Origin of the sequence: Klebsiella sp. HMSC09D12 (assembly GCF_001808475.1) — a bacterium.
GTDB classification, from domain to species: Bacteria; Pseudomonadota; Gammaproteobacteria; order Enterobacterales; family Enterobacteriaceae; genus Klebsiella; species Klebsiella oxytoca.
Genome location: NZ_KV793460.1, coordinates 1 through 26,355, shown reverse-complemented (window position 1 = coordinate 26,355; position 26,355 = coordinate 1). Strand labels below are relative to the sequence as shown.

The window sequence follows — 26,355 nt, the reverse complement described above, 5'->3', positions numbered from 1 at the left end:
CGCGGTCGCCTTCCATGCCCTGACGGGCATAAAAGCAGGTAAAAATGATTCGTACATTGATTGACTTTTGCGCGCACCAGTTCGATTATTTAATAAACATTAATATCAACAATGCGGCTTAGATTGGGAGATAAATATGAGTGTTGAATTGGATAAAATAAGCCTGAATCTTGAATTAAGTAATACTGAAGCGTGGGCGCTTGCTCAATTCTGTAAACGTACAACACATCAGGATTGCGTTAACGTTTCTACGTCTGAGAACGAGGCTTATGAAATGATGGATGGCATAAATGCTATTATGCGGACTTTAGCTGAGGCAGGTATAGCTCCGCGTTAATATCCGGTGTGTTGATAGTAAGACGGGCCTGTATAGGCCCGTTTGTCTTTTAAGGTATTTTATATGGTATAGGGGGAGGTGATGGATAAAGTAAAATACCTCCCTTTACCTGCTGAACTTTTGCGGTTGGATATACTGCCAATACATCTTTTAACGCAGGAAGAAATTTCTTTTTGAAATCCTTATCGGGGTCTTTCCCTTTATATTCCTGAGCAAATTGATCGCGCAGGTTAGCCCAATAAAGTAAAACGGGACGTCCTTCAATTCTGTGAAGGCGGTGCGCCAGCCAGGCATAAATATCAAGTGCCAGGGCAGACCCTTTTAGCGCACTAAGCGCGCGGTTATCCAGAGGCACAGCGCTTTCCAGCAGTCCTTTAAAGTAACCGTCAGAAAGCACCAGTAAGCCCGGCCAAAGTGATTGTTGCCCGCTATCTTCGTTTCTTAGCCATGCGTCGAATTGCTCTACTGGCTGGCCGTTATACGTTCGGCCACGAAAACCGAGCTGAAGCCTGCAAGCGGCCAAAGCGTGCATTTGCGTTCTTAGAGTTTTATGCCTGGCGCCCTGCGGTTCCATCCCCAGCAGCTTCAGGAACTCATTAGCACTGCTGCCTATCTTGATTTCACGCGTTTTGTTGCGTAGCGCAAATGACGATACCCAGGCCATAGCAAGGCGCGGCATAGGGCCGTATGGTAAGCACTGTTCTACAGGCCCATTGCCTTCATCAAGCCAACCGGCTTGTACGACAAGCCAGGCATCCCCTGAACGGCGCATAAACTCCCGGCCTTCCGGTTTAGATCTTGGTAGCCCAACCTGACACAAAATTGAATGGGTAAAGGCCAGGTCGTTACCTTTGGGTGGGTCTTGTTTTATTTGTGCCGATGCTTCGACTGTTTTCTGCTGCTGCTTAGTAAGCGGTTTATCCTCTGCCATGATTACTCCTTACCGGCTTCGTCAGCCAAAGCATTGTCACTATTCGTATAGCGGTAAATGGTCATACGCGAAACATTAAACCGTTTCGCAACTAAACTAACGGTCATTTCAGGATCGGCCAAAAGAATCTTTATCTGTTTAATATCTTCTTCAGATAATGCAGGTTTCCTTCCTCCAACGCGGCCCCTTGCGCGAGCAGCTGCCAACCCTGAACGTGTTCGCTCGATATTTCGGTTACGCTCAAATGCTGAAAATATTGCCATCAGATGTGTATAGACTTCGCCAATTACGGGCGCGCTCGTATCAATTCTGTCTTTAATAGCAATAAAGGTGATACCACGCTTTTTCAGATCGTCCAGTAAGGTTATGACCTGCGCTAAGGAACCTCCTAGCCTGTCCAGCGCCCAGACAATCAGTGTATCGCCTTCTCGTAGAGCCTTCAGGCAGTTCTCCAGCTCCGGGGCGCCTTTGCTTTCACGTTTTGGGCCTCCGCGTGACGTTTGTTCCTGATAAATTTGTTCACAACCAGCTTTTTTTAGTTCGTCTACCTGGTGCGCCACATCCTGAAGATGCGTTGATTTACGGGCGTAACCAATAATCATGATTATTTATTTTCCACAGTCTTAAATTGAATTGATTGCACCTGAAATACAGGCTTTTGCTGCGGGCCGTTTTTTTCTTTACGCTGCTCAACATAACGGTATGTTAGGTTGCCTTGTATCTTTTCATAGTTAACATATGCAGCATTATTTTTTGTGGTTTTAATGAATCTGGCATATGAAAAATCAGCACTATTGTTTTCAGGATGAACATCAATGTTTTGCATCTTAATAACTACCTGGCTTGAAACGGTGTTCAATCTGGTCAGGTATTCCGCAATATCATCGTGAATTTTTTGTTCTTCTTTACTGATTTTTTTCTCATGATCCGTGACTGTCACGCCGTTTTTGAAATTCTCGTTTCTGACTGCTACAACCATAGCTCCTTTGCGTATACGCCATTCTTCTGCAACATCATAAGCAATGATGGTTATTGCCGTGTTATCTGCATTCGGGGCCGTTACATAACGGACTGGAAGTTTCTCTTTTCCATCCGGTGTCACGATCAGTATCGCAGGCGGCGATTTTGGGTCAGAGGGAATGACAAACCATGTAGCCTTACCATCATCGAATACCGTAGTTGGGCGAATAGACTGAGCATCAGCTGAGTATTTCATTTGGTATTGATAGTTCTCGGCGCTGGCTTGTACTTGCCCTGGTAGCGTGAGCAGAATTGTTGCCGCTGCACTCAGACCTGCGGGACTAAAAAAGTTGCCACTCGACATTTGCGCTCCTGATTTTGTTACATGGTTATTGTTACATTGATACTGTAACGAGTTTTGTTACTGTTTGGAAGGGGGTAAAGCAGGTTTCTCAGCTCTTTTGATAGCTGTCACAAAAACCATCGTTTTTGATACATTGATTGTGTCAACATTGTTGACACATTAAAGCGATGGTTCTACACTCGCCGTATCAACATTAATGATACGTTAGGAGAGGGTGATGTTAGAAAGGTACGTTCAACGAAACAGCGCTTGGCTTTTTCCGTTTATTGCGGGGCTTATATTCGCGACAGCTCCTTTAATGCTGGAAATGATTACAGATAAAAACCCATTACCAGCCTGGGCGCCTGTAGCTGCGGCCTGTATAGGGTTTTGTGTTTCAGGGATAGGAGCCGCTTTTACGAATACCCTTTCAGCAAAAATTATTAAATTGCTGGTCGGAGTGTTTGCTGTAGTCATGGTCATTATGATTATTATTAAACTGGTTAACTTATTACACTAATTAGAGGTTTATATGGGTACTCAAGTAACTGTTAAAAAATGGGGTAATAGTCCTTCAGTTCGCCTTCCTTCTGCTATTGTCCGTGCTGCTTCATTGAATGTTGATGATGTAGTGGAGCTGTCAGTTGAGGATGGGAAAATAACTATCGTGCCAGTTAAAACGAAGGAGTATTCACTGGATGCTTTGATGGCCGGTGTTACAGCCGAAAATATTCATGAGGAAGTTTCTTTTGGGCCTCCAGTCGGGAAGGAGTTGTTGTAATGAAAAAAGATGGCAGAACCTTTATCCGGTGGTTCAGCTTTGGTTGTAAGAGCCTTTTTGCTGTCATAGGAATTGGGATCGCCTACTATGCCGCAATAGGGGTATTTGGTTTAGCTTATAATCCAGTTTCATATTATTTCTCTGAATGGATTAACTGGTTGCAACCTAAGATAAAATTACCGGTGACTTATAATGATTCCAGCCTTTACCTTAATGACGGAACTTACAGCTTAGGTGACTACCTTATGTCTGTAGGTTATCTTTTGGTTATGTTTCTCGTTCAGTTGTATGTTGCTGCATATCTTCTTAATAAACTGTATTGGTCTTTAATGACTCAGGTAATAATTTATAAAGAAGGGCGGGATTTTCACAGGAAATATGCTGGTATAAGTTCGGCTCGTTTTACCAGGCTTTTAAGTGAAGAAGAAGTTGATATGGAGCTGGAAGATATAAGCCGGAAGCATTGGGAGAAGTGGAAGGAACATTACAAAAGTAACATGAGTTACGATGAATGGAAGAGAAAGTTTAAAAATGTTCTTTAGGGGGGACTATGCTGAAAGTTTTAAAGAAAATATTTAGCTTCGTGAAGTTTATTTGTGCCCTGGTTTGGTTTGGTATTGGTGCTTATTCTATCTGGTTAGGATTTAGCAAGATTTTTAGAGATAACTCTATCCATGTCGGTGGTTCTGAGGCTGTATCTTTACTTGATACAACTCCGGTTGCAGTTATGCTTATTTGTAGCGGGGTGCTTATCATTACGTTTGTATGGAATGGTTATATTAGCAAGAGGCTAAATAATGAAGCATGATTATATTCCTGATGCCGGTGATATTGTATGGATAGACTTTGATCCGCAAGCCGGTCATGAACAAGCGGGCCACAGACCAGCATTAGTGTTAAGCCCAGCCATCTATAACGGTAAAATAGGGTTAATGTTGTGCTGCCCTATGACAACAAAGATAAAAGGCTATCCGTTTGAGGTCAGGAACGGTGAGGGGAGCGCTGTGCTGGCTGACCAGGTTAAAAACCTTGATTGGCGTGAACGTGGAGCGGTCAAGAAAGGAAAAGTACCGCCTACTGTTTTAGCTGAGGTTAGGGCCAAAATTAAAGTGCTTATCGGGTAGGAGAGAGGGTAAACCTATGGATTTAAAACAGATTACTGAAGAAGCAGAAAAGTTAATGACTGAACATATGCAGGATGCCATAAATGCTACAGAACAATGGCAGAGAGAAATGTATTATAATTGGGCTTATGGTGTTTTAATTCTATGGCGAAAATTAGCCAGTACAATTATATCCTCAGAGCCTGATAATTCTGAATGGCTTAAAATTGTTGCGTATAGGGATTCTGCGTTAAAACGTTTTGAAAATGAAATGGTGTCATTCGACCGTGTGCCGCTTTAAGATTCAGTGTTCGGCTATAGGTTGAAACTCTGGGAAATGAAAAAGCCCGGTATCGGGCTTATATTACTTTACATGTTTCCACGCGGAGGCCGGAACTTTATCCCATAACGTATTGTGTGTGATTTCGGCTCTCCGATGGTCTGAGGCGCTCATCATAGCATCGAGTTCTTTACCTGCTAACTTCTCCCGTAAGCTCTCAAATACCTTTTCAAGAGTATCCAGTGAGCTGCAACGGCGAAAGCGCATCAAATACTTCTTCTGCAAGTTTTCTTTTTCTTTTGTTGATTCGATAAATTTCATTACGTCCGAGTATAAGAATCGACTTTTCGATTTATGTGGCTCATGAGGTTGTGGAATGATTTTGTCTTTGAATTTGCCAGTTGTTTTAATGGCAAATATTAACTCGCCTTCTGTTATCCCCAACATTTCAGCAAATGTTTTTGCTTCTATAGTTACTGACTTCATTTAATTAACTCTCATGGTATCGATTTTCTTTACCGGCATCTTTAACAATGGTGTTCGTTACTCGCGTTGCTGCGGTACGCTTCATCATCGTCTGCGGGGCGGTTGCGATAGTGAAGGAGCTGCCGGGCGTGAGCAAATCTATCAGGCGCTGGCCGCTGATAATCTCCATTCGATCACTGGCAATACTGACAGATTTTGAACCTGCGCCGGTTTTCCCGGTATGGCAAAACAGACCGCGACAGTTATGACGTTTAAGCAACTTCTCGAACTCCTGGACGTGCTGTAAAGCAATATGGCCGCGATAGCGTTTAGCCTGAATAAGATAGCGATATTTTCCTATTATTACCTGGCCGTCAATGCCTCCATCGCCGGTATAGCGTTTGTTTCTGATGGTTCTGAAGCCATGCGCTTCAAATCCTTCGAGCAACAGTTCTTCAAACACAAAGGGATCAATTTTCCGCAGGTAGTTAATTTTTTGTGGGAAGCCCGGCAACGTCTTTATGCGCCCCAGCACCCGCCGCGCACTTTGCTGCTTCCTTTTGTGTCGCCTGTGCCGTACTGAACGCCGGAAGAATACAACGGCAAGCAGTGCGATGGCGCTGCAAGCCCATAGAATAAGGTTTTCTGTAGTGGGGAAGGGGAACATGGTCATAGTGGGCTTTCTGTGGGTAAAGAAAAGGGCGGTTAAACCGCCCTGGTGTTTAGCGACGGCTGTATACCTGCCACGAAGCGCTGCCTGACTGATTCTGGCAAATCCGCCCGTAAAGTACGGTGCCGGTCGAGTAGCGGGCGCCATTCAGATAGCAATAGCCGCTGGATTGCAGCAGTTCGTTGCGCAGCTTTTCTTCCTGCTTTGATAGCCGGGACTCCGCAGACTGCAAACGAACGGATAATTCGTTAATCTGGCGTTGCTGGTTATTCAGCTGGCTCTGCATCGCATTACCTTTATCCTGGCTGACGCAACCAGTTAAGAGAGCTGTACAGGCTAATGCACTTAATATAATTTTTTTCACGTTGGCTCCTTAAATTGAGATTATTCCTAGCTCGCCTATAAGCGAACTTTCCCGTATTTACTTATGATCTGGCTTATCATCGACTGGTTACTTCCACCTTCGCCATTATCCGGGCATTCATTAAGAAAAGCCTTCCTGGCATCCTTCGTGTGGTTGGGTAAAAAGCCGTGCTTGTTCTTTTTAACGATATTGAAGAAGGCAGCTTCAGCACTGTTACACTCGCTTCCGCCGCTATCGCCGGTGAGCTTGCCCGCCATGCACATAATAACTTTGCAGGGATCTTCAGCATGGCTGGCAGGAAGATAAAGCAGACTACCAGCTGCTATCAGAGGGATTAAGAATTTCTTCATTGTTTTGTCCTTATCAGTTTGTTCAGATATACACCCGCCAGAATGTTGATAACGGTAAGTAACATTAATAATAACGCGGCGTTATAAATAGATTTGTAACCTATATCGCCTGCGATATATTCGACAACAAAAACGAAAATCGTTAAAATTGTGAAAAACTTGATTAACTTTCCTGTAATTTTCTTAACGATATAAGCAACTGAATAAGAGCCGGATTTGATGATGCTGGCGAGTAACCTGATCGCATGGACACGAAATTTTCTAAAAATGGGCGGAATGGAAGATGCCTTTTTCTTCCTTCTGCCTTTTTGCCTTTCCGCAAAATCAATAATTTCGCCCATTTTTATACCCTCCGGTTATATCTTCAGATCATCAAGTGATAAACCACTTTCAAGCAGCTCTTTGAGCCATGTTGGTCGGCGGCCAGTCCCGGACCAGGTATTTTCTGCGTTCCTGGGGTCGCGGTATTTTGCTGGTCTATGTTCTCTGGGGTTGGCTACGCCCTGCATTTTCATGGCTTCCAGGCTAATGCCAGCGTCCAATTTTGCAGTTAGCCAGGCCGGGCGCTTCCCTATACCAGTCCACGTATTAAAAGGGTTATCCGGGTCACGATACACGGGTTCGCCTTTGGGTCGTTTTTCTGATTTCAGGGGAACCAGCATCACCTTCCTTCCTTCAGCGGTTTTCTTTTCGTTTCTTCTTGACACGATCTCATTAGCCCTTATCATAAACAAAAGTCGTCGAAATTACAATTACGCGGTGAAACGTAAATGAGTAAACATCCAAAACTCCTGGTTCTCGCTCTGGCCTGCCTTGCTTGTGCTGGCCGTGCCAGTGCTGCGCCTGCCTCCGATGAAGTTGCCAGGCTTGCGCAGAGATGTGCGCCTGATGTTTCACCCTTAACAATGGCGTACATCGTCGGCCATGAGTCCTCAAATGGGCCGTACAGGATCAATATTAACGGTAGTACCCAGTTAAAACAGCAACCGCGTACTGAAGCTGAGGCCGTCAGCGTTGCGAAAGTTCTGCTGAAGGATAATAAAAGTTTTGATATGGGCCTTGCACAAATTAACTCAAATAATTTAGTGGGCCTGGGTCTTTCGGTTGACGATATTTTCAAGCCCTGCATCAACCTGCGGGCGAGCCAGACCATCCTTAAAGCCTGTTATGATAGCGCCCTGAAATCCTACCCAGCCGGGCAGGTTGCGCTGAGACACGCGCTTTCCTGCTACAACACCGGCTCACTCACAAACGGGATTTCTAACGGGTACGTCACGAAAGTTATCAACGTGGCGCGTCAATCAACTGATTTGAAAATCCCTACGCTGCTACCTGACGGCCAGACCAGTGAGGACAGCACCGCGACTGAGCCTCAGCAGGCAAAAAGTACGGCGCCGCAGTATGACGGTGAACAAGATGTTTTTGGTTCGGGTGATGGCGATGCCTTCAGCCGAAATAATACGGATGCCTTTTTAACCAAACAGGAAACAGCGAAGGGGGAGTGAGGTTATGGATGGAACGTTTGTACCTTGTATTGCAATCACAGATCCTGGAGCTATTTGAAGCAGGAAAAGTGAAGGAGGTAACGATAGAACGGGTTTCATTAAAGAAGTGGTATCCCGTTTTTCAGATAGACGATGAACAGCTGGGCCAGATCGCATGTTCCATTCGGGTTAACAAAGAGCATGAGCTACGAACCTGGGCTGATTTAAGGCTACTGGCAGAGTTTTTGAAAGATAAGTGTGGCGTTGAAGAATGCCGGTTAAATCTGAAATCAACAGAAGATAGTGAGTAAGGAGAAAGTATGACCACGTTGTTTAAGAAGTATGGCCCTGCGGTAGTTATGGGCGTTTTGTCAATTGCCCTGCCGCAAATCGCGCTGGCCGCTGGCACCGATACTGGTGAATCAACCGCTACATCAATCCAGACGTGGCTGAACACATGGATTCCACTTGGTTGTGCTATTGCGATCATGGTTAGTTGCTTTATGTGGATGCTTCACGTAATCCCAGCCAGCTTTATTCCTCGTATCGTAATCGCACTGATTGGTATTGGTTCTGCATCATATCTGGTTTCCCTGACGGGTGTAGGAAGCTGACCAACGCGAAAAGGGGGGACTTTTGTCCCCCAAAGTGAGGACTACAAAGATGTTCGTTGACGGGAAAAGACCGCTTTTCAAAGGTGCGACTCGCTTACCTCGCGCGCTGGGTGTACCACGTAATGTAGCTATGTTGATATTCATGATCTCTGCTTCGCTCTTTATGATTATTCATATGTGGGCGATCCTGGTGTTCGTCTTTTTGTGGATTCCTTCAGCTGCATTAACAAAATATGACGACCGCATGTTTCGAATTATGGGCCTGTGGTTGAAAACCAAATTCAGTAATTGGTTTGATTCTCCGTTTAAGCAGTGGGGAGGATCGTCTTATTCCACTGCTGACTACAAACGTAAGGGTTTAAAATAATGAGAGCTGCCACCGCTACGAAGCCAAAAAAAATTGATGCCTTCCGTAAGGAGCCATCGGTAAATAAAAAGTATTTGCCCTATTCTTATCACCTCAATGATTACGTGATTTCGATGGAAAACGGCGATCTGATGGCTTTTTTCAAGCTGGATGGCCGCACACATGACTGCGCATCAGATCGGGAACTGGTCACCTGGCATAAAGACCTTAATACGCTGGTCAAGAGCTTCGGAACAGACCAGGTAGAGCTGTGGACGCATGAATATCACCATGAGGCTAAAGAGTACCCGGATGGTGAGTATGACCAGTATTTCCCTGCTTATGTTGATAAATATAACCGCAAGCTGCACGGCGATTCCAAGCAGCTGATTAATGATCTTTATCTGACCGTTATTTACAAACAGGTAGGGGATAAAACACAGAAGTTTCTGGCAAAATTTGAAAAGCCGACTCGTGACCAAATTCAGCAAATGCAGAATGAGGCGCTTGAAGGTCTGGAAGATGTTTCTGAACAAATCCTGGAAGCAATGAAGCCGTATGGCATTCAGCAGTTGGGTATCTATTATCGTGACAAACGCGGTGTTGAAATTCCGGCGCCTGATAAAAAAGAACGTGAAGAACTGGCTGAAGTCGATGAATCAGACATTTTTGACGAAGCCATTGTTATCGAACGCAACGAGCCTGAACCTTCGCAGGCTCACGCTTATTCAAAAGCGCTGGAGTTCCTTTATTTCCTCGCAAATATGGAATGGGCCATCGTGCCTGTTTGCCGTGATCGTATCCGTGAGTACATCATGGACAACCGCCCTGTTAGCTCCCTGTGGGGGGATGTTGTCCAGATCAGAACGGTAGATCACAACTTCTATACCACCGGCATTGAATTTCGTGAATACGAAGAAGATACAGAGCCAGGCCAGCTCAATATGCTTAAAGAAGCCGATTTTGAATACCTTCTGACGCAGAGTTTTTCTTGCCTTTCTGAATCTTCAGCTAAAACGTTTCTGACGCATCAGGAAAAATCTTTGCAGGAAACGCGCGACCGTGCGCAAAGCCAGCTGGCACAGCTTGGTAACGCGCTCGATATGCTGACGTCCAGAGAGTTCGTGATGGGCTACCATCATGGAACCGTGCATGTCTGGGATAATGACCAAAACGCGGTACAGCGCAAAGCGCGTCGTGTGAAGGTTATGCTGACCGGCTGTGGCGTGGTTGGCGGGACTCTCAGCCTGGCCTCTGAGGCTGCATATTATGCGAGACTGCCTGGCAACCAGAAATGGGCGCCGCGTCCGGTTCCGATAAACTCATGGAACTTCCTGCACTTCAGCCCGTTCCACAATTTTATGCGTGGCAAGCCTGACAATAACCCGTGGGGGCCAGCGCTGACCATGTTCCGCACGATCAGCGGTACGCCACTTTATTTTAATTTCCATGTGACCCCGCTTGAAGAACTTTCTTACGGTAAACGGCCGCTGGGCCATGCGTTAATAACGGGCATGTCGGGGGAAGGTAAAACCACACTGCTTAACTTCCTGCTGGCGCAGTCAATGAAGTATAACCCACGGCTTTTTGTTTATGACCGTGACCGCGGTATGGAGCCGTTCATTCGAAGCGTTGGTGGCTACTATAAAGTTCTGCAACAGGGTATGCCGTCCGGGTTTGCCCCGCTTCAGATTGAACCGACCAAACGCAATATTGCCCTCATTAAAAACCTGTTCCGCATTTGTGTGGAAACCACCAATAACGGGCCTATCAGCGCAACGATGGCTACCGAACTGGCTGAAGGCGTTGATGCGGTTATGGGGGAAGGCTCACTTATTCCACGCGAGGCGCGCACCGTTACTATCCTGGACGGGTACGTGAATGAAGTTGTGGAAAATGGCGTATCACTGAAAGGGCTGCTGCGCGAATGGACGCGCGAAGGTCAGTATGGCTGGCTTTTTGACAATGATAAAGACAGCCTGGATCTCAGCGCGAATGATATTTTTGGCTTCGATTTATCCGAGTTTATCGCAGCCAAAGAGGAAGTATCCAGCCCGGCCCGTACTCCGCTCATGATGTACCTTCTGTACCGGGTACGTGACTCCATCGACGGCAAACGCCGCGTCATTCAGTGCTTTGACGAGTTCCACGCCTACCTTGACGATCCGGTTATCGAGCGTGAAGTTAAGCGTGGTATCAAAACTGACCGTAAGAAAGACGCTATCTATGTGTTTGCCACGCAGGAGCCGAACGATGCGCTGTCCAGCCGTATTGGCCGCACGATCATGTCGCAGACCGTCACAAAAATCTGCCTGCGCGATCCGGAAGCTATCCGAGAGGATTATGCCTTCCTTACTGATGCTGAATACGACGCGCTGATGTCGATTACCGAACACTCCAGACAATTCCTGGTTAAACAAGGGCAACAGTCTGCGATTGCTTCTTTCAATCTCTACCCTCGCAACAGCGACGATATTGATGCAGATATTAAGACAATGGACAACGTTCTTAGCGTGTTGTCCGGTGAACCACAAAACGCCGAAATTGCGCATGAGCTGGTTGAACGGCTCGGTAATGACCCTGAAGTATGGCTCAAAGAATACTGGCGCCTGACGGCTTAACAACGAGGCAAAACACCATGAAAAAAACACTGACGGCAGTATTGCTGACCACCGGCCTGATTCTGGGAGGCGCGCAAAGCGCTTCCGCAGGCATCATCGTGACCAACCCTACTGAGCTGGCTAAACAGGTCGAGCAGCTTCAGCAAATGGCGCAGCAGCTGGAGCAGCTTAAAAGCCAGCTGCAAACGCAGAAAAATATGTATGAGTCGATGGCAAAGACAACCAACCTGGGCGATCTGCTGGGGACGTCTACCAGCACGCTGGCAAATAATTTGCCGGACAACTGGAAGGAGATCTACAGCGACGCCATGAACTCCAGTTCTTCCGTCACGCCTTCAGTTAACAGCATGATGGGCCAGTTTAATGCGGAAGTTGACGACATGACGCCCAGCGAAGCAATTACCTACATGAACAAAAAGCTGGCTGAAAAAGGCGCTTATGACCGCGTTATGGCAGAAAAAGCCTACAACAACCAGATGCAGGAACTAACCGATATGCAGGAGCTGACGGAGCAGATTAAAACGACGCCAGACCTGAAATCGATTGCTGACTTACAGGCCCGTATCCAGACGTCACAGGGTGCTATTCAGGGTGAGCAGGCGAAGCTGAATCTGATGAACATGTTGCAGCAGTCACAGGACAAGCTATTACGTGCGCAGAAAGAACGTGCCACCCACAATTTTGTTTTTGGAACCGGCGGGGACGTTACCGCGTCACCTTCAATTAACTGAGGTAATTATGAAAAAACTACTGCTTGTTATCCCTTTCCTCCTGGTGGCCTGCGATGCCTCGCATGACGTGGAGTGGTACAAAAAACATGAGAAAGAGCGCAAGGCAACAATTCAGGAATGCAAGAAAGACGCGGATGAACTTCAGAAACCTGATTGCAAAAACGCGCGCGAAGCCGATCGTCAGCTGTTTGTGTTCGGCAAAAAAGACGGCGAAATCAATTCACCGAAAATTTAGGAGTAAGGAGGCAATATGGCATTCACCCTAGTCGCAGACATTTTCGCAAAAGTAGACGGGGCGATTACGTCAATGGTGAGCGCCAATGTTGCCACCATTATCTCTGATGTAACGCCTCTGATTGCCACCTGTCTGACAATCAAGTTGATGGTTCAGGGGATGTACTCAGCGTTTAATCCGGGGGCGGGCGACAGCCTGAGTTCGCTGATTAAAGAGTATCTTTCCATAGCCCTTATCCTGAGCTTTGCAACGGCGGGCGGCTGGTATCAACAGGAACTGGTCAACGTGGCGCTTCACCTGCCGGATGATTTTGCCGGGATACTGTCTGCCCCTAATAAAGTCGGTGCAAGTGGCGTACCGGCGATTATTGATAGCGGTATTGAAAAAGGTATCAAGATCGTCAACACCGCATGGGAAGCCGCAGACGTGTTTTCATCGAGCGGCCTGGCCGCGTATGCCATTGGCGGCATTATGATGATTGCTACCGTTGTGCTGGGCGGCCTCGGTGCGGGCTTTGTGATCATGGCTAAAATCCTTCTGGCCGTTACGCTTTGTTTTGGCCCGATTGCAATCTTCTGCCTGCTGTGGGGAGCGACAAAAAACATCTTTGCTCGCTGGCTGGCGTCGGTCATTAACTATGGCCTGGTCGTCGTCATTCTTGCGCTCGTGTTTGGTTTCATCATGCAGATGTTCGACAACCTCCTGTCCTCGATGAACTCTGATGCCGCTTACTCATCAATCACTGGTTCTATCGCCGCCTTATTACTGACGGTCATTTCCGTTTTCGTTCTGTTTCAGATTCCGCAAATTGCCGCCAGCTGGGGTAGCGGTATCAGCGCCGGAGTTGCTGACGCCGCACGCTCTACGGGTTCTTCCATGCAGGCGCTTGGCAATATGGGCAGCCACGGCATGTTTGGTGGTAATGCGTTCAGAGGCGGTAACAGTGGCGGCGGCCAGCAATCGGCAGGTGGAGGAAGTGGCAGCAACAGCGGAGGAAACAGTGGTTCTAATTTAAGTGGTAAGGCAAGGGGCAGTCGCGGGAAGAAGGCTGCATAAAATTAAAACAAAAGTCGTTGAAATTGCAATTTCGACGACTTATTATAATTAGTACGTTCAACAACCGATAATGGATGCCGTAATGCGCAGCTTATTACTCATGGGAGTTCTTCTGATTAGCGCCTGTTCCAGCGGGCATAAACCGCCACCGGAGCCGGACTGGAGCAACACCGTTCCAGTAAACAAAACAATCCCGGTTGATACGCAAGGTGGTGCAAATGAGAGCTAATAAAAAAACAGGGCTTACACGTGAAGCCATTAAAGAGTTCAACGAAAGCCGTAAAGGGCTTGAAGTTGATCTGATGGATGAAGTGCTGAAGTCCCGGCGTACCGCCTGGATGGTTGCCACCGGTTCAGCGGTGGTAACTGTTTTTGCACTCTCTTTAGTTGGTTACGTGGTGCATAAGTACAGCCAGCCAATCCCCGCACATCTGCTAACGCTCAACGAGGCCACTCACGAAGTACAGCAGGTCAAGCTGACCCGCGACCAGACCTCTTATGGTGACGAGATTGATAAGTTCTGGCTGACACAATATGTCATTCACCGTGAGAGCTATGACTTCTATTCAGTTCAGGTCGATTATACGGCCGTTGGCTTAATGTCCACGCCGAACGTGGCAGAGTCTTACCAGAGCAAGTTCAAGGGCCGCAACGGTCTTGATAAGGTTCTGGGCGACAGTGAAACGACCCGCGTGAAGATTAACTCTGTGATCCTCGATAAACCACATGGCGTAGCAACGATACGCTTTACTACGGTTCGCCGCGTGCGCAGCAATCCCGTTGATGATCAGCCGCAGCGCTGGATTGCCATTATGGGGTATGAATATAAATCGCTGGCGATGAATGCTGAGCAGCGTTATGTCAACCCGCTGGGTTTCCGCGTGACGAGTTATCGCGTCAACCCGGAAGTTAACTGAGGGCTGCCCCATGAAAAAACTACTTCTTTCAGCAGTCGTTTTGTCAGTCCTGGGAGGCGCGGCCACTAACGTTATGGCGCTTGAGGTTGGCCGCAATTCTCCTTATGACTACCGCATTAAAAGCGTTGTTTATAACCCTGTTAACGTGGTCAAAATTGACGCTATCGCCGGTGTGGCTACCCACATTGTTGTCGCGCCTGACGAAACCTATATCACTCATGCTTTTGGCGATTCTGAAAGCTGGACGTTTGCGCACAAAATGAACCATTTTTTTGTGAAGCCGAAACAGGCCATGAGTGATACCAACCTGGTGATCGTCACCGATAAGCGCACCTATAACATCGTCCTCCATTTCATCGGTGAAGAAACGAAGAAAAATGCAGACGGTACGGTATCAAAATCCTTTATTGAAACGCCGTGGGCTGTGCGCCAGGCCGTTCTTCAGCTGACCTATGAATATCCGTTTGAGCAGCAGGAAAAAGCCAAAAGCGCGGCTGATAAAAAACGCATTACGCAGAAGCTGAAGCAGACGGCTTTTGCGGGTGCGAAGAACTATCAGTACGTAGTGAGCGAACAGCCTGAAATGCGCAGCATCCAGCCGGTTCACGTCTGGGATAACTACCGCTTTACCCGGTTTGAGTTTCCGGCCAATGCGGAGTTACCGCAGGTCTATATGATCTCGGCCAGTGGCAAAGAAACGCTGCCTAACTCTCATGTTGTGGGTGAGAACCGCAACATCATCGAGGTGGAAACCGTCGCTAAAGAGTGGCGTATTCGTCTGGGCGATAAAGTCGTTGGCGTTCGTAATAATAATTTCGCGCCGGGCGCCGGTGCGGTAGCAACCGGTACGGCTTCCCCGGATGTGCGCAGGGTTCAAATTGGGGAGGATAACTGATGGCCCGTAAAAGTGTCGATGTAGATCAGGAACTCGATGGAAACACCGGAGACGATGAATTTGAAAGCGAGCGTGGCGGATTTAAAGGCAGTAACCGCCGTTCGGCCCCCGGTATGAAAGCCTTTGTCATACTGATGGCGCTGCTTGCTTTGGTATTCATCGGGATTACGGTCATGGGTAAAATTCGCGCCCCGGCTAAAGCTGAAGCTGATAAAGACGGCGGTAAAGCGCAACAGGCCAATACACTGCCAAACTACAGCTTTAACAGCGATCCCGATGTTAATAAGCCTGTAACCGCGCAGAATAGCGCCACTGATGCCCGTGCTGTACAGGCTGCCGCACAGGCAGATGCAGATGCGGGTAGCAGCAATACCGGCGCGCGTACCTCTAATAAGCGCAAAGAACCTTCGCCTGAAGAACTGGCTATGCAGCGTCGTCTGGGTGGCGAGCTGGCCCAGACTAATCAGGCGGCCACAAGCAATAGTCCCGGAGTGCAGCCCCAGGACAACGAAACAAGCGAAGGTAGTTCGGCACTTGCTAAAAACCTGACTCCTGCAAGGCTGAAGGCAAGCCGCGCTGGTGTCTTGGCTAATCCCAGCCTGACTGTTCCGAAAGGCAAAATGATCCCCTGTGGTACCGGCACTGAGCTGGATACCACTGTACCGGGGCAGGTTTCCTGCCGGGTTTCACAGGACGTGTACTCAGCTGACGGACTCGTAAGGCTGATTGATAAAGGCTCATGGGTTGACGGACAGATTACCGGTGGTATCAAAGACGGCCAGGCGCGCGTGTTTGTCCTCTGGGAGCGTATCCGCAATGACCAGGACGGGACAATCGTTAATATTGACAGTGCCGGAACGAACTCGCTCGGCAGTGCGGGGATTCCGGGTCAGGTGGATACCCATATATGGGAGCGTCTGCGAGGTGCGGCGCTGATTTCAGTGTTCTCTGACGTCTTAACGGCGCTGGTTAACCAGACGCAGAGTAATAACATTCAGTACAACAACACTGAAAACAGCGGTGAGCAGCTGGCGTCTGAAGCACTTCGCTCTTACATGTCTATCCCCCCTACCCTCTACGATCAGCAGGGTGATGCGGTGAGCATTTTTGTTTCCCGCGACCTCGATTTCAGCAGCGTTTACACGCTCGCAGACAACTAAAAAAACGGGCGCTTAGCGCCCGCTTTTCTTCAGGAGTAATCATGACTGATGCAGCTTTCTATCAACTTGGCCCACTGCGCGAGTATTTAGAAGATCCTACTGTTTTTGAAATTCGCATTAACCGCTTTCAGGAAGTTATCTGTGATACGTTCAGCGGCCGCAGGGTTGTGCAGAACGCGGCGATTACGGCAGATTTTATTAGGAACCTTGCTAAATCGTTGGTGAGCAGCAACAAGCTGACCATGCAGGCCATTAATGACGTGATCCTGCCTGGCGGGATCAGGGGAGTTATCTGTCTGCCCCCTGCGGTGATTGACGGTACAACGGCCGTAGCGTTTCGTAAGGATTTGGCGGCAGATAAAAATCTGGAGCAGCTGACCAGCGAGGGGATTTTCAGTGACTGCCGGAAGATTACCGGCAGCAAGCAAAGCCTAACGGATGATGATTTTTTCCTTAAAGAGCTGCACAGCAGCGAAAAATGGCCCGCATTCCTGCAAACCGCCGTTGAGAAGAAACGCACTATCGTGATCTGCGGTGAAACCGGGTCGGGGAAAACGGTACTCACGCGCGCCCTGTTAAAATCGCTACATAAAGACGAGCGCGTCATTATTTTAGAGGACGTTCACGAAGTCACGGTCGATCACGTTGTCGAGGCCGTTTATATGATGTACGGCGATGCAGGAAAGATCGGCCGCGTCAGCGCCACTGATGCCCTGCGAGCCTGTATGCGTCTGACACCGGGCCGTATCATCATGACCGAGCTTAGGGATGATGCTGCGTGGGATTACCTTAAAGCACTTAATACCGGCCATCCAGGCGGTGTTATGTCAACGCACGCTAACTCAGCGCGCGATGCCTTTAACCGTATTGGGCTGCTTATCAAGGCGACCCCTATCGGCCGTATGCTCGATATGAGCGATATTATGCGAATGCTCTACTCCACCATTGACGTTGTGGTGCATATGGAAAAGCGGAAAATCAAAGAAATTTATTTTGACCCTGAATATAAAATGCAGTGTGTGAACGGGAGCCTGTAATGAAAAAGTTAGCAACCTGGCTTCTGGCCGCAACATTTACGACAGCCGCCCTGCCCGCCTTTGCGGTGGAACCATCCGTTCAGGTTGGCTACTCGCCTGAAGGAAGCGCCCGCGTTCTCGTCCTGAGCGCCATTGACTCCGCAAAAACCTCGATACGGATGATGGCTTATTCCTTTACCGCCCCGGATATTATGAAGGCACTGGTAGCAGCGAAAAAACGGGGAGTTGATGTAAAAATCGTGGTTGATGAAAGGGGCAATACGGGACGTGCCAGCATTGCGGCTATGAACTACATAGCGAACAGCGGCATCCCTTTGCGTACTGACAGTGATTTCCCTATCCAGCATGACAAGGTGATCATCGTGGATAATGTGACCGTTGAAACTGGCAGCTTTAATTTCACCAAAGCGGCCGAAACGAAAAACTCGGAGAATGCGGTGGTGATCTGGAACATGCCTAAGCTCGCTGAATCATTCCTCGAACACTGGCAAGACCGCTGGAATCGGGGGCGAGACTACCGTTCCAGCTACTGAATACTGACCGCCGAAAGGCGGTTTTTTTTGTTCAAAGAAACTGATTTCAGTATCGCGCCCGGGGCAGCTGGCCAACGTCGCCGGCATCGCGCCGGCAAAAATCGAAAAACAGAAATATCAGTAAGATAGCTTAAACAGGTGTCGGGAAATTTCGTTGAGATATTTTGAAGGAATCACAGTGTAAGCAGGCGGCCTATTTCAAAAAAGGCGGCTGTACGGTAGTCACTGACTCTCTCGCAGATCTTCCCGCTCATGTACCAGTAATACCCGTCAGTGCTGACAATATCGAGCAAATACCGCATATCATAAACCGTATCGGGTATTACCTCACCCTCACCGGCCAGAACGCCGCTGGCAATAGAATGGTTCCCTCCTCGTACAAAGCCTATCCGCCAGGGCAACCACAAAGTAACGCGGTGGTTAATATCCTGTACCCACGGATTGTCCTTAGCGCTGCCTATATCGGCTAAAGCACTCCGGTAGCTTGATTCACCCCACGGCCACGGCAGGATCTTGGCCGTCGCAAGCGCCAGGGGAAAATCTTCAGCAGCAAGCCTGAGTGATTTCATGTGCGTGTAATCCATCGCCCAGATGATTTTTGTGAAGAAGAACTCGCGCTCGTTCATGTCCGGGCGCGCGTCCTGGCCCTCCGTGCCAACGGCCAGCAAGTAATCGGCCTGAATTGGCAGTATCAGCGCGCGCAGTAAGTCATGGATCGCCGGTTGCGGCAGTCTGCGCGCCAGATTAATTACCCGGTCGAACTTCAGTTTATCCTGCTTGCGCTTGTCGGTCTGCTCCATCAGATTTCATGGCCCCCTTCTTCATGCTCATGCTCATGGGTGTGTTCTTTTCCGGTATGGCTCTGTTCCGCCTGAGACGTCTGCGGCATGGCGTAATCGTCGTAAATGCTGCTGTCAAAGTCGTAGTCTGATGCTTCGGCATAATGCTCGTAATCGGCATACTCCTGCGCGCTCCACTGCTGATCGTCGGCAGCAGCATAATCATGGGCCAGCTCTGCATCATTTTGCTGTGCTTCATGACGCCGCAGGCCAACGGAATCATCCATAGGGTTCTGCTTAAGATGAAAGGCGTCCTCTGCGTTGCTCACCGGCTGATAATCAGTGCCGGTTGTCATGTTATGTTCATCGGGTTTCTGGTTAAACGCCATGCTTTCCCCCGTGGCTTCTGGCAGACCTTTTTCAGCTGATCGGGTTTCTAAACTGGTATCGCGGCCAATATCCTTAAACCTGGCCTCAAGCCCAAAGAAACGGTCAATTTCTGCGGCCGTGGTTTTCGGGCTGTCGCGGCTCACGCTCGATGCCAGAGATTTTTTATCGTCGGTAAAAATTTCCACCTCATGACGCGCACGCGAAATACCAACATAAAAAACGTCCTTAGAAGTGGTAAGCGATTTGGTATCTATGTTGAACAACACGCGATCACAGGTAAGCCCCTGGGATTTGTGGACGGTGGTTGCATAAGCATAGGAAAGATAAGAAGCCTGTCTTTTGTCCAGCTCAACCGTGCGCCCTTTTTTGTCCTCAAGCGTCAGTTTTTCACCTTCCACGGTTTTCACCGTGAAGCGGTCGCCGTTGGCAACGTCCAGCGTTTTATCGTTACGCGTTACCATGACCTTATCATTCGGCGCCAGTTCGGCGCTGACTGCCTGGTATACAGACAGCTTGGTGTGTGTACGCGGGCTGAAAGCGATCTGCTCACCGCTGCTGCTTTCAACCGTCAATTTGTTGCCCGGCCCGGTATCAAGAACCTGGTAAGACTCGCCCCGCTTCATACCATTTTTGTAATCCTGTTCGGGGATAATGATTTGCCCTTTACTGAAATAACGGCTGTCGCGGCGTTCCGCCTGTGTCGAATCCACGCGGTCAAGTAGCGTGAACGTTTCGCCGGTTCCGGCAAGCCCCAGATTGCCCCGGATGTAGTCATTGAGGGTTTTGCGTGAGGCGTTCGTACCAGAGATTATCAGGGTGGCATCCTGTTGTTCTGAGGACAGAGACAGGTAGCGATCGGCAAGTTGAGCGAGTCGGGGCGCTTCTTCCTTCAGTTCGTTCACGCCGGTGATATTTTTCAGGGCGCGCGCGGCATTACCTTCAGCGGCATACTTAACCGCCTCAAGCAAAACTTCATTCTTCTGTCGCTGAATGTCTTTCATGTAGCTGGTCTGCATACCTGCTTTAATCAGCTGCTCAAAAGGCTTACCGGCTTCTACCGCTTTCGTTTGTGACGTATCCCCCAGGAATACCGCGCGGGCATTATGTTTCTCGATAACCTCCATCAGCTGTTTCATCTGCCGCGCGGGTATAACCCCGGCTTCATCAATGAATACGACTGATTTTTCATCCAGCTTTTTATCCTTTGCTTTGAGGAAGGCGGCAACGGTGCGGGCCGGTAATCCATCATCTTCAAGCGCTTTTTTCTGCGTCCCATAGGGGGCCAGCGCCGTGACCTTCAGCCCTTGTGACTCCAGCAGCTCCTTAGCGGCCATCGTCATATAGCTTTTACCGGTACCGGCGTAACCATGTGCGGCCACAAACCGATCCTTGCTTGTCACTATTTCAGTAACCGCGCGCATTTGTTCCTGTTTGAGGGTTTTCCCGGCGAGCAACTGGCCTGCAATCTCTGCGGTCAGCTGTCGCGGCATCTGCCCCCGGCCGCGTGATTCGATAGTCAGAATGGAACGCTCAAGGCGAATACCCTCAACGGTAGTGACGCGGTGGCTGGTTTTTTTTAGCCTGCCGCTTTTAATACCATCATCTACAGCAAAACGGGCTTTATCCGCGCGCATCCCGCTATTCGTCAGCGAGTCGATCCACTCTTTGCGCGTCAGAGTTTCGGCCATAACTGAAGCACCGACCTTCAGCGTTGATTGATACCGGGCTTCGCCCTCGATGATGGCGCCTTTCTGTACCGCCTTCAGGTACGCTTTTTCAACATCGGCCATTGTGGCATGGCCCAGCACCTGCTTATTAGCGATCTGAATCAGCTTCTGGCGTTCAAAGCTGGCATCGCGCTCTGACAGCGACTTAACTGCAAACTGGATAGCCCGGTCAGCTTTAACCTCCGGGCTGGTAAAATCCGGGGCCATGTTGCGCGCAATATCAGCCTCCAGAGGTTTACCGTGTCCCTGCCATTCACGGTTATCAAAATCAATGCCGAGCGTTTTGGCGCGGCTGGCCCATTCCTGGTGAATTTCTTCACGGGAATGCTCTGTTTTCTTTTCACGCGTCGCCATCGAGACGCGGCTTTTCGTCTGAGCATCGGCGGTTTCCCGCGTCAGGCCCATTGCAGCGAGTCCCTTTTCAATTTGCTCCGACCGGCGGGAGAAAGCGCGGATCTGTTCGTCTGAAAAATGGGCCATATCGAACGTGTTATTTTTGCTGTTGTAACGCAGCTCATAACCGGCTTTGGTCAACTCCAGCGCCAGCTCCTGTTTGTAAACATCGCCCAGGTGCATTTTGTTACGCATCAGCTCGTCATTTTTGAGCGCGCGCCACTGGCCGTCCTCGCGCTGGGTCATGTTCATGACAAAAGCGTGAGTGTGCAGATCAGGATCAAGCGCCCTGGACGTTTCGTGGCGGAAAGTAGCGACGACAAGGTTATTGGTATTCTGGGTTACTGATTTCCCCTGGCGAGTCGTCCGGGCCTGCGCGAGTTTTTCAGCTTCACGCACGGCAGCGGCAACAGCTTTTTCATGAGCCTCGATAATGGTTTTGTCGCCGTGGATCAGCGCCTGCATGGATACCCCTTTAGGCGCTGAAAACGTCAGGTCGTAGCCCAGACGCTCTTTTTTGGCATCACCCACGTGTCGCTGCATATGCGTGAAGGTATCGATTTCACCGACAAGCAGCTCTTTAAACCGGGCTGATTCAACGTCCCCGGATAAGCCGAGGGCTTCAGCTCCGGTTCCCTGCCAGGACGTGAATGATGAATCCTTACTGTAGTAATCATCCTTTGCATCAGAGTAGTAGCCTACAACGCTAGTGACGTTCTGGCGGGTAATCGTGGTTATATCAAGCATCAGATCTCCCTCAGTTCAATGCCAGGAACAGGGTTTTTGCGATGGTATTTAACGTGTTTAGCCTTGAACTTAGCGACGGGCATATCACCAGGCAACGCCAGATAGCCGGTGAGGTTTGGCAACATAGATATTTCGGTAGGCGTTACGGCACGAACAACTTTAACGTCGCGGCGTTTACGGACAATCCAGGGCTTCTGAGGATCGGATTCTTTACGCTCAACTTCGCCTTCTATCTCACCGAGTGAGCGCGACATTTGATCCAACGTTTCATCACCGAGACGGCTGCCGCCCAGCACGATGTTAGAACGCATGTTAGCCAGAATGGTCTGAGCCATATCCCGACCATAAACCTTAACCAGCTGAGAATAGGTTTGATAGCCAGCATAAACACACAGACCGCTTTTACGCCCTTTGGTCAGTGCATCGTTGAGGTTTGGCAGAAACTGGAGTGATTCCAGCTCGTCAATAAATACATTAATGCGGCTTTCTTTTTCCCCCATACCCAGGACGATAGAAAAAATCGAATCCAGCCAGCAGGAAATTAGCGGATTAAGTGACCTTTTCATTTCTTCCTGCCAGGTGATAAACAGGGTTCCCGGCTTTCCATCATCAAGCCAGTCCCGCAGGGAAAAATTCCCTTCCGGCATTTTCAAATGTGGGGCAAGATTCTTACTGAGAACAAATCGCGCGCTTCCAACTGCTTTTTCAGACCCGGAAAAAATAGCTTCAGCAGGTGTCCCTATTAAAAATTCTTTTAATTTTTTCTGGTCAACGTTACAGGCCCAGTGAATAACTTCTTCCATAGTTACTGTGCTGTATAGGCTGTGAAGTTTTTTCGAAACTTCACTAAAAATAAGACGGCCATAGCCGAACCATTCTTCAGTAGCCATATCAGGGCTTTCCTGAACAATAGAGTTCACTAAGCGCTCGTAATCATATGAACGGCGGATTTCATTGAAAAACACCCAGCCTTCAGTGCGTTTATCATAGGCGTTTAAAATAACATCGCCGGGACGATAGAAATTCTTTAAGAACCCCCCATTTGGATCTAAAGCAATATTTTTGCCGCCTCTAATGATGCTCTTAAATAACAGTTCATTGAAAATTGTGGTTTTACCAGTACCGGTTGTCCCGGCAATCGAAAAATGCAAGTTCTCAGCGTATGTAGGTATGGGGATATTAGCCACGGTTAACTGGTTGACACCTCTTTCGCGTGTTTTATCAGCGAGTGTTCTGGCGCGAACAAGCTCTGTACCACGATAAATCTTTTTGAATCTTTCGCCTTTAAACACGCGTGATTTATCATAAATGATAAAAGCGATCAGACCGCCAATACCAATAAACCAGCCAGCAATTAAAGCTGACCATAAAGGCCATAGCGAAAAAGTGTTTTTAACAAGATACGGTATCAGGTATTTAGCCGTTGATGGGTCAATACCGTAGGTAAATTTAGCAACTAGAAACCATACCATTACTGGCGGCAAAGTAATTGCAAATAAAAATGCTAAGCCTCTTTCTCTATCGTCCATTTCAGCGCTCCTTTTTTGGTTCCCAGACTTTGTAGCCGTTACGTTCAACCTCTGCTTTTGCCGCTTTGGTTTTGCCCGGTTCTGCTATCGAACGCAGGAGGATCAGCGTTTCAATAGCGAGTGATTCGTGCAACATCATCTGTCCTGCCGGTGGGAATTTTACGCCAGATAGCGTTTCGGTTATTGCCTTCAGCTCATCGCGCAGTGAGCCAAAATCCGCATCTGAAGCACGGTCAAAAAGGTAATCCAGTTTGCGATTTACGTCGCTCAGCTGGTCGGCAACTATTTTCAACCCGGACTCCCGATCTCCTGGGCCAGCTTCAAGGCAGCGCCGCAGATACTCTGACCGATTACCGCCTGAAACCCGGTCTATATAGGCCAAAAGTTCATCTGATACTTTTGCGGTTATTGTTGGCATTTAGCCCTCACTTTGTGCATTTTTTAAACGAAAAAAAGGGTATCTAATACGGTGGAATCATAGTATTACCAAAGTAATAAATCAAACATGTTACAAATCATAGAGTTAGATTAATTTTGTAATACCGTGATAATACCACAGTATGGCTAAATATGGTTTTTTTGATTTTAAATCAGTAGGATAGCGTGATTTATCACGCTGCGTTAGGTGTATAGCAGGTTAAGGGATAAAAAATCATCTTTTTTGGTAGGAGCGTTCTCCGTAGGTTAAGGACTATCTGGCTAAAAAGCGTCCTATTCTTTGATGGTCATGCTTGCATGACCATCTGAGCAGCCAGAAACTACGGAGAAACTACAGAAAGACTACAAAAACCGCTTTATACAGGTGATAATAGACTACTAATCGACTACAAAAAAACTACAGTATTCCGTGATAGACTACTCAAAAACTACAGAGAAACTACAAAATTGCATTGACCCCATTTTACGGGTGCTGTAGAGTCAGCTTCATACAACGGAGGGGTTATGAATAAACCTGCTGATCTGAAACCCCGCAACTTATCGGCTGCTGTCAGATTGCGCCTGGATGAAATCGAGAACTGGCTGGACAGGGGAATAACCCGGCATGAAATTGCTGAAATCCTCGGCAGCGAATACAGCTTTTCGGTGACGGCCAAAGGGCTTGAGATGGCACTGTATAGAGCGCGGCAAAACCGGAAAAGTGTATTGCACAATACACAAGACAGTAAGCCGGATGATGCGGATAGTGTATTGCACAATACACAAGGCAAGAGTAGCGCGAAGGGTACAGAGGAAAGTGTATTGCACAATACACAACCGTCTGAGCCTGAAGCGCAGGAAAGTGAAAAGGTAGAGAGTCCCGGCATTATTGATAAAGAGTTCTTCAATAAAATCGGTGAGGATTTCGACCCTAAGAAGTTCAACAAAAAATTCTGAGGTGATTTATGAAAGTAGCGGTAATTAATTACAGTGGCAGTGTTGGTAAAACCTTAATTTCATCGTACCTGTTAGCCCCGCGCCTGACTGGTGCAAAGTTCTATGCGGTAGAGACTATCAACCAGTCTGCTTCCGATCTGGGTATTGAGGATGTGACCAGTTTTAAAGGTGACGACTTCTCACGTTTGATTGAGGATATTGTTTTTGAAGATGCAGGGATTATTGATATTGGCGCGTCAAACGTTGAAGCGTTCCTGATGGCTATGTCTCGCTTTGACAGTGGCGCGAACGAATTTGATAAATATGTAATCCCGGTAACGCCGGATAATAAGGCGATTGATGAAAGCCTGAAAACGGCACACACGTTAAGTAAAGCTGGCGTGAGCAGCAAGAAAATTATCTTTGTTCCAAACCGTATTAGTCCAGACAGTGAAGTAGAAGATGTGCTGGCGCCGGTGTTTGAGTTTGTCAAAGAAACGAAGATTGGCAAAATAAGCAAGAAGGCTGTTATTTATAACAGTGAGGTTTTCGAATATCTGGCGTTTCACCGTATCTCATTCGAAGTATTGACCGCTGAAGATCCAGAAGAATTCAAATCCCGTGCAAAACAAACAACCGATGCTGACGAGCGCAAAAAACTGGCACGCCGTTATACATACATGAAACAGGCGATTCCGGTAAAAGCTAATCTCGATAAAGCATATGCGGCTTTAATGGGAGAATAAAATGGAAAAGCAGCCGGACAAATTAGAAGTTCTGATGGACTGGTTTTTAGGTGACGCGAAGGAAATCACCGCAACTCAGAAAGAAATGACGCAGAAACTTTCTGAGCTTTCGGAAAAGCTGGCAAAAGACACCGAGAGTTTAGGAGAGACGGCAGACTCTCTTAAACGGGCTTTAGTAGAAAACCAGCGTTCAATTAGCCTGGCAATTAGTGATGATGCTAAGGCACGTGAGGAATTTCTAACTAAATTCCGCCGCGCGCAGGCGTCCAGTGCTGAGACGTTTACCCGTCAGATCCTTTTTATTACAGCTGGCTGCACCATCGTGGGCGCCGCAGTAGGCGCCGCGATAGCGATACTCCTACTTAGATAAAGCAAACCGGGCGTGTCCCGGTTTTTTTTCAAGCGGAGCGCGGAGGCCGAAGGCCGGAGGCATTAGTGGCCGCCGCCCGCGTAAGCGGGGCGAGACGGGAACCGGCTC

At 48.2% G+C, this 26,355-nt stretch carries 37 protein-coding genes; 24 read left to right on the top strand and 13 right to left on the bottom strand.

The features are described from left to right. Nucleotides 1-136: 136 nt before the first annotated feature. On the top strand, nucleotides 137-337 hold the full coding sequence (locus tag HMPREF3178_RS29800) for a DUF7706 family protein (protein ID WP_074163873.1): 201 nt from the start codon (nucleotides 137-139) through the stop codon (nucleotides 335-337). Between the two features lie 49 nt (nucleotides 338-386). Here HMPREF3178_RS29800 and HMPREF3178_RS09705 read toward each other — a convergent pair whose 3' ends face one another. From HMPREF3178_RS09705 to HMPREF3178_RS09695, 3 genes are read right to left on the bottom strand one after another with little or no spacing between them, the layout of a single operon-like run. After that, nucleotides 387-1,268, bottom strand: a complete 882-nt coding sequence (locus tag HMPREF3178_RS09705; protein WP_052990694.1) for a replication protein RepA — start codon at nucleotides 1,266-1,268, stop codon at nucleotides 387-389. A 2-nt stretch (nucleotides 1,269-1,270) separates the two neighbouring features. Next, nucleotides 1,271-1,870 (bottom strand): recombinase family protein, encoded by a 600-nt coding sequence (locus HMPREF3178_RS09700; protein ID WP_063267573.1) that lies wholly within the window; start codon nucleotides 1,868-1,870, stop codon nucleotides 1,271-1,273. Nucleotides 1,871-1,872: 2 nt separating this feature from the next. Continuing rightward, entirely contained in the window at nucleotides 1,873-2,592 is a 720-nt protein-coding gene (locus HMPREF3178_RS09695) for a TrbG/VirB9 family P-type conjugative transfer protein (RefSeq protein WP_063267572.1), read from the bottom strand. Nucleotides 2,593-2,809: 217 nt separating this feature from the next. On the opposite strand from HMPREF3178_RS09695, the gene HMPREF3178_RS09690 reads away from it, so the two are divergent. The 6 genes from HMPREF3178_RS09690 to HMPREF3178_RS09665 are packed head-to-tail and all read left to right on the top strand — an operon-like array spanning nucleotide 2,810 to nucleotide 4,756. Continuing rightward, complete coding sequence (locus tag HMPREF3178_RS09690) at nucleotides 2,810-3,091, top strand: hypothetical protein (protein WP_063267571.1); 282 nt, start codon at nucleotides 2,810-2,812, stop codon at nucleotides 3,089-3,091. Nucleotides 3,092-3,103: 12 nt separating this feature from the next. Further along, nucleotides 3,104-3,352 (top strand): AbrB/MazE/SpoVT family DNA-binding domain-containing protein, encoded by a 249-nt coding sequence (locus tag HMPREF3178_RS09685; protein WP_042061333.1) that lies wholly within the window; start codon nucleotides 3,104-3,106, stop codon nucleotides 3,350-3,352. Beyond that, on the top strand, nucleotides 3,352-3,894 hold the full coding sequence (locus HMPREF3178_RS09680) for a hypothetical protein (RefSeq protein ID WP_052990697.1): 543 nt from the start codon (nucleotides 3,352-3,354) through the stop codon (nucleotides 3,892-3,894). The genes HMPREF3178_RS09685 and HMPREF3178_RS09680 overlap by 1 nt, the downstream gene beginning before the upstream one ends. A gap of 8 nt (nucleotides 3,895-3,902) precedes the next feature. Further along, nucleotides 3,903-4,160, top strand: a complete 258-nt coding sequence (locus HMPREF3178_RS09675) for a hypothetical protein (RefSeq protein ID WP_063267570.1) — start codon at nucleotides 3,903-3,905, stop codon at nucleotides 4,158-4,160. After that, on the top strand, nucleotides 4,150-4,476 hold the full coding sequence (mazF, locus tag HMPREF3178_RS09670; protein WP_052990699.1) for an endoribonuclease MazF: 327 nt from the start codon (nucleotides 4,150-4,152) through the stop codon (nucleotides 4,474-4,476). The genes HMPREF3178_RS09675 and mazF overlap by 11 nt, the downstream gene beginning before the upstream one ends. A gap of 16 nt (nucleotides 4,477-4,492) precedes the next feature. After that, the gene (locus tag HMPREF3178_RS09665; protein WP_063267569.1) at nucleotides 4,493-4,756 is read left to right on the top strand and encodes a hypothetical protein; all 264 of its coding nucleotides are present in this window, start codon (nucleotides 4,493-4,495) and stop codon (nucleotides 4,754-4,756) included. Between the two features lie 63 nt (nucleotides 4,757-4,819). Here the strand turns inward: HMPREF3178_RS09665 and HMPREF3178_RS32180 are convergent, their stop codons facing one another. Genes HMPREF3178_RS32180 through HMPREF3178_RS09630 form a run of 6 tightly spaced genes read right to left on the bottom strand, consistent with a single transcriptional unit; the run spans nucleotide 4,820 to nucleotide 7,246 of the window. Beyond that, nucleotides 4,820-5,221: an Hha/YmoA family nucleoid-associated regulatory protein gene (locus tag HMPREF3178_RS32180; RefSeq protein ID WP_400223466.1), complete on the bottom strand. Its 402-nt coding sequence runs from the start codon at nucleotides 5,219-5,221 to the stop codon at nucleotides 4,820-4,822. 4 nt (nucleotides 5,222-5,225) lie between these two features. Continuing rightward, a complete protein-coding gene (locus HMPREF3178_RS09650) occupies nucleotides 5,226-5,873 on the bottom strand; it encodes a restriction endonuclease (protein WP_226911616.1) in 648 nt (215 codons plus the stop codon). Nucleotides 5,874-5,922: 49 nt separating this feature from the next. Next, nucleotides 5,923-6,234 (bottom strand): hypothetical protein, encoded by a 312-nt coding sequence (locus HMPREF3178_RS09645; RefSeq protein WP_001452736.1) that lies wholly within the window; start codon nucleotides 6,232-6,234, stop codon nucleotides 5,923-5,925. 35 nt (nucleotides 6,235-6,269) lie between these two features. Next, nucleotides 6,270-6,584 (bottom strand): TrbM/KikA/MpfK family conjugal transfer protein, encoded by a 315-nt coding sequence (locus HMPREF3178_RS09640; protein ID WP_063267568.1) that lies wholly within the window; start codon nucleotides 6,582-6,584, stop codon nucleotides 6,270-6,272. Next, entirely contained in the window at nucleotides 6,581-6,925 is a 345-nt protein-coding gene (locus HMPREF3178_RS09635; RefSeq protein WP_063267567.1) for a hypothetical protein, read from the bottom strand. The genes HMPREF3178_RS09640 and HMPREF3178_RS09635 overlap by 4 nt, the downstream gene beginning before the upstream one ends. A 15-nt stretch (nucleotides 6,926-6,940) precedes the next feature. After that, nucleotides 6,941-7,246 (bottom strand): H-NS histone family protein, encoded by a 306-nt coding sequence (locus HMPREF3178_RS09630; protein WP_063267566.1) that lies wholly within the window; start codon nucleotides 7,244-7,246, stop codon nucleotides 6,941-6,943. A 108-nt stretch (nucleotides 7,247-7,354) separates the two neighbouring features. Here HMPREF3178_RS09630 and HMPREF3178_RS09625 point away from each other — a divergent pair, with 108 nt between their 5' ends. The 14 genes from HMPREF3178_RS09625 (at nucleotide 7,355) to HMPREF3178_RS09565 (ending at nucleotide 18,213) form a co-directional block, all read left to right on the top strand. After that, nucleotides 7,355-8,089, top strand: a complete 735-nt coding sequence (locus HMPREF3178_RS09625; RefSeq protein ID WP_072115788.1) for a lytic transglycosylase domain-containing protein — start codon at nucleotides 7,355-7,357, stop codon at nucleotides 8,087-8,089. Nucleotides 8,090-8,097: 8 nt separating this feature from the next. Then, nucleotides 8,098-8,379, top strand: coding sequence for a transcriptional repressor KorA (gene korA, locus HMPREF3178_RS09620; RefSeq protein ID WP_033547508.1), 282 nt, complete (start codon nucleotides 8,098-8,100; stop codon nucleotides 8,377-8,379). A 9-nt stretch (nucleotides 8,380-8,388) separates the two neighbouring features. Further along, nucleotides 8,389-8,682 carry a TrbC/VirB2 family protein gene (locus HMPREF3178_RS09615; RefSeq protein WP_063267565.1) on the top strand — a complete coding sequence of 98 codons (294 nt, stop codon included), beginning with the start codon at nucleotides 8,389-8,391 and terminating at the stop codon, nucleotides 8,680-8,682. 49 nt (nucleotides 8,683-8,731) lie between these two features. Beyond that, nucleotides 8,732-9,049, top strand: coding sequence for a VirB3 family type IV secretion system protein (locus tag HMPREF3178_RS09610; protein ID WP_033547510.1), 318 nt, complete (start codon nucleotides 8,732-8,734; stop codon nucleotides 9,047-9,049). Beyond that, complete coding sequence (locus tag HMPREF3178_RS09605; RefSeq protein ID WP_070585140.1) at nucleotides 9,049-11,649, top strand: VirB4 family type IV secretion/conjugal transfer ATPase; 2,601 nt, start codon at nucleotides 9,049-9,051, stop codon at nucleotides 11,647-11,649. The genes HMPREF3178_RS09610 and HMPREF3178_RS09605 overlap by 1 nt, the downstream gene beginning before the upstream one ends. A gap of 17 nt (nucleotides 11,650-11,666) precedes the next feature. Continuing rightward, on the top strand, nucleotides 11,667-12,380 hold the full coding sequence (locus HMPREF3178_RS09600; protein ID WP_001749960.1) for a TrbJ/VirB5 family protein: 714 nt from the start codon (nucleotides 11,667-11,669) through the stop codon (nucleotides 12,378-12,380). Nucleotides 12,381-12,387: 7 nt separating this feature from the next. After that, nucleotides 12,388-12,615 (top strand): IncN-type entry exclusion lipoprotein EexN, encoded by a 228-nt coding sequence (gene eexN, locus HMPREF3178_RS09595; RefSeq protein ID WP_001749959.1) that lies wholly within the window; start codon nucleotides 12,388-12,390, stop codon nucleotides 12,613-12,615. Nucleotides 12,616-12,630: 15 nt separating this feature from the next. Continuing rightward, nucleotides 12,631-13,671, top strand: a complete 1,041-nt coding sequence (locus tag HMPREF3178_RS09590; RefSeq protein ID WP_033547515.1) for a TrbL/VirB6 family protein — start codon at nucleotides 12,631-12,633, stop codon at nucleotides 13,669-13,671. A 70-nt stretch (nucleotides 13,672-13,741) separates the two neighbouring features. Beyond that, nucleotides 13,742-13,900 carry a hypothetical protein gene (locus tag HMPREF3178_RS32090; protein ID WP_012561180.1) on the top strand — a complete coding sequence of 53 codons (159 nt, stop codon included), beginning with the start codon at nucleotides 13,742-13,744 and terminating at the stop codon, nucleotides 13,898-13,900. Next, the gene (locus HMPREF3178_RS09585) at nucleotides 13,890-14,588 is read left to right on the top strand and encodes a VirB8 family type IV secretion system protein (protein ID WP_033547517.1); all 699 of its coding nucleotides are present in this window, start codon (nucleotides 13,890-13,892) and stop codon (nucleotides 14,586-14,588) included. Before HMPREF3178_RS32090 ends, HMPREF3178_RS09585 begins: the two co-directional genes overlap by 11 nt. A 10-nt stretch (nucleotides 14,589-14,598) precedes the next feature. Continuing rightward, the gene (locus HMPREF3178_RS09580; RefSeq protein WP_070585138.1) at nucleotides 14,599-15,483 is read left to right on the top strand and encodes a TrbG/VirB9 family P-type conjugative transfer protein; all 885 of its coding nucleotides are present in this window, start codon (nucleotides 14,599-14,601) and stop codon (nucleotides 15,481-15,483) included. Then, the gene (gene virB10, locus HMPREF3178_RS09575; RefSeq protein WP_063267552.1) at nucleotides 15,483-16,643 is read left to right on the top strand and encodes a type IV secretion system protein VirB10; all 1,161 of its coding nucleotides are present in this window, start codon (nucleotides 15,483-15,485) and stop codon (nucleotides 16,641-16,643) included. Before HMPREF3178_RS09580 ends, virB10 begins: the two co-directional genes overlap by 1 nt. 41 nt (nucleotides 16,644-16,684) lie before the next feature. Further along, nucleotides 16,685-17,680, top strand: coding sequence for an ATPase, T2SS/T4P/T4SS family (locus HMPREF3178_RS09570; RefSeq protein WP_063267553.1), 996 nt, complete (start codon nucleotides 16,685-16,687; stop codon nucleotides 17,678-17,680). Next, nucleotides 17,680-18,213 carry a phospholipase D family nuclease gene (locus HMPREF3178_RS09565; protein ID WP_063267554.1) on the top strand — a complete coding sequence of 178 codons (534 nt, stop codon included), beginning with the start codon at nucleotides 17,680-17,682 and terminating at the stop codon, nucleotides 18,211-18,213. The genes HMPREF3178_RS09570 and HMPREF3178_RS09565 overlap by 1 nt, the downstream gene beginning before the upstream one ends. 173 nt (nucleotides 18,214-18,386) lie before the next feature. On the opposite strand, the gene HMPREF3178_RS32085 is transcribed toward HMPREF3178_RS09565, so the two are convergent. The 4 genes from HMPREF3178_RS32085 to HMPREF3178_RS09545 are packed head-to-tail and all read right to left on the bottom strand — an operon-like array spanning nucleotide 18,387 to nucleotide 24,070. Continuing rightward, nucleotides 18,387-19,013 carry a DUF6710 family protein gene (locus HMPREF3178_RS32085; RefSeq protein ID WP_063267555.1) on the bottom strand — a complete coding sequence of 209 codons (627 nt, stop codon included), beginning with the start codon at nucleotides 19,011-19,013 and terminating at the stop codon, nucleotides 18,387-18,389. Continuing rightward, nucleotides 19,013-22,249, bottom strand: coding sequence for a MobF family relaxase (gene mobF / locus HMPREF3178_RS09555; RefSeq protein WP_070585137.1), 3,237 nt, complete (start codon nucleotides 22,247-22,249; stop codon nucleotides 19,013-19,015). Before mobF ends, HMPREF3178_RS32085 begins: the two co-directional genes overlap by 1 nt. Continuing rightward, nucleotides 22,249-23,778, bottom strand: a complete 1,530-nt coding sequence (locus HMPREF3178_RS09550; protein ID WP_063267557.1) for a type IV secretion system DNA-binding domain-containing protein — start codon at nucleotides 23,776-23,778, stop codon at nucleotides 22,249-22,251. The genes mobF and HMPREF3178_RS09550 overlap by 1 nt, the downstream gene beginning before the upstream one ends. A gap of 1 nt (nucleotide 23,779) precedes the next feature. Then, nucleotides 23,780-24,070, bottom strand: coding sequence for a traK protein (locus HMPREF3178_RS09545; protein WP_228705129.1), 291 nt, complete (start codon nucleotides 24,068-24,070; stop codon nucleotides 23,780-23,782). 650 nt (nucleotides 24,071-24,720) lie between these two features. Here HMPREF3178_RS09545 and stbA point away from each other — a divergent pair. From stbA to stbC, 3 genes are read left to right on the top strand one after another with little or no spacing between them, the layout of a single operon-like run. Continuing rightward, nucleotides 24,721-25,152 carry a plasmid stabilization protein StbA gene (stbA, locus tag HMPREF3178_RS09540; protein ID WP_059291456.1) on the top strand — a complete coding sequence of 144 codons (432 nt, stop codon included), beginning with the start codon at nucleotides 24,721-24,723 and terminating at the stop codon, nucleotides 25,150-25,152. 8 nt (nucleotides 25,153-25,160) lie between these two features. After that, the gene (gene stbB / locus HMPREF3178_RS09535; protein WP_033547530.1) at nucleotides 25,161-25,877 is read left to right on the top strand and encodes a StbB family protein; all 717 of its coding nucleotides are present in this window, start codon (nucleotides 25,161-25,163) and stop codon (nucleotides 25,875-25,877) included. 1 nt (nucleotide 25,878) lies between these two features. Then, nucleotides 25,879-26,247, top strand: a complete 369-nt coding sequence (gene stbC / locus HMPREF3178_RS09530) for a plasmid stabilization protein StbC (protein WP_033547531.1) — start codon at nucleotides 25,879-25,881, stop codon at nucleotides 26,245-26,247. Nucleotides 26,248-26,355: the final 108 nt, after the last annotated feature.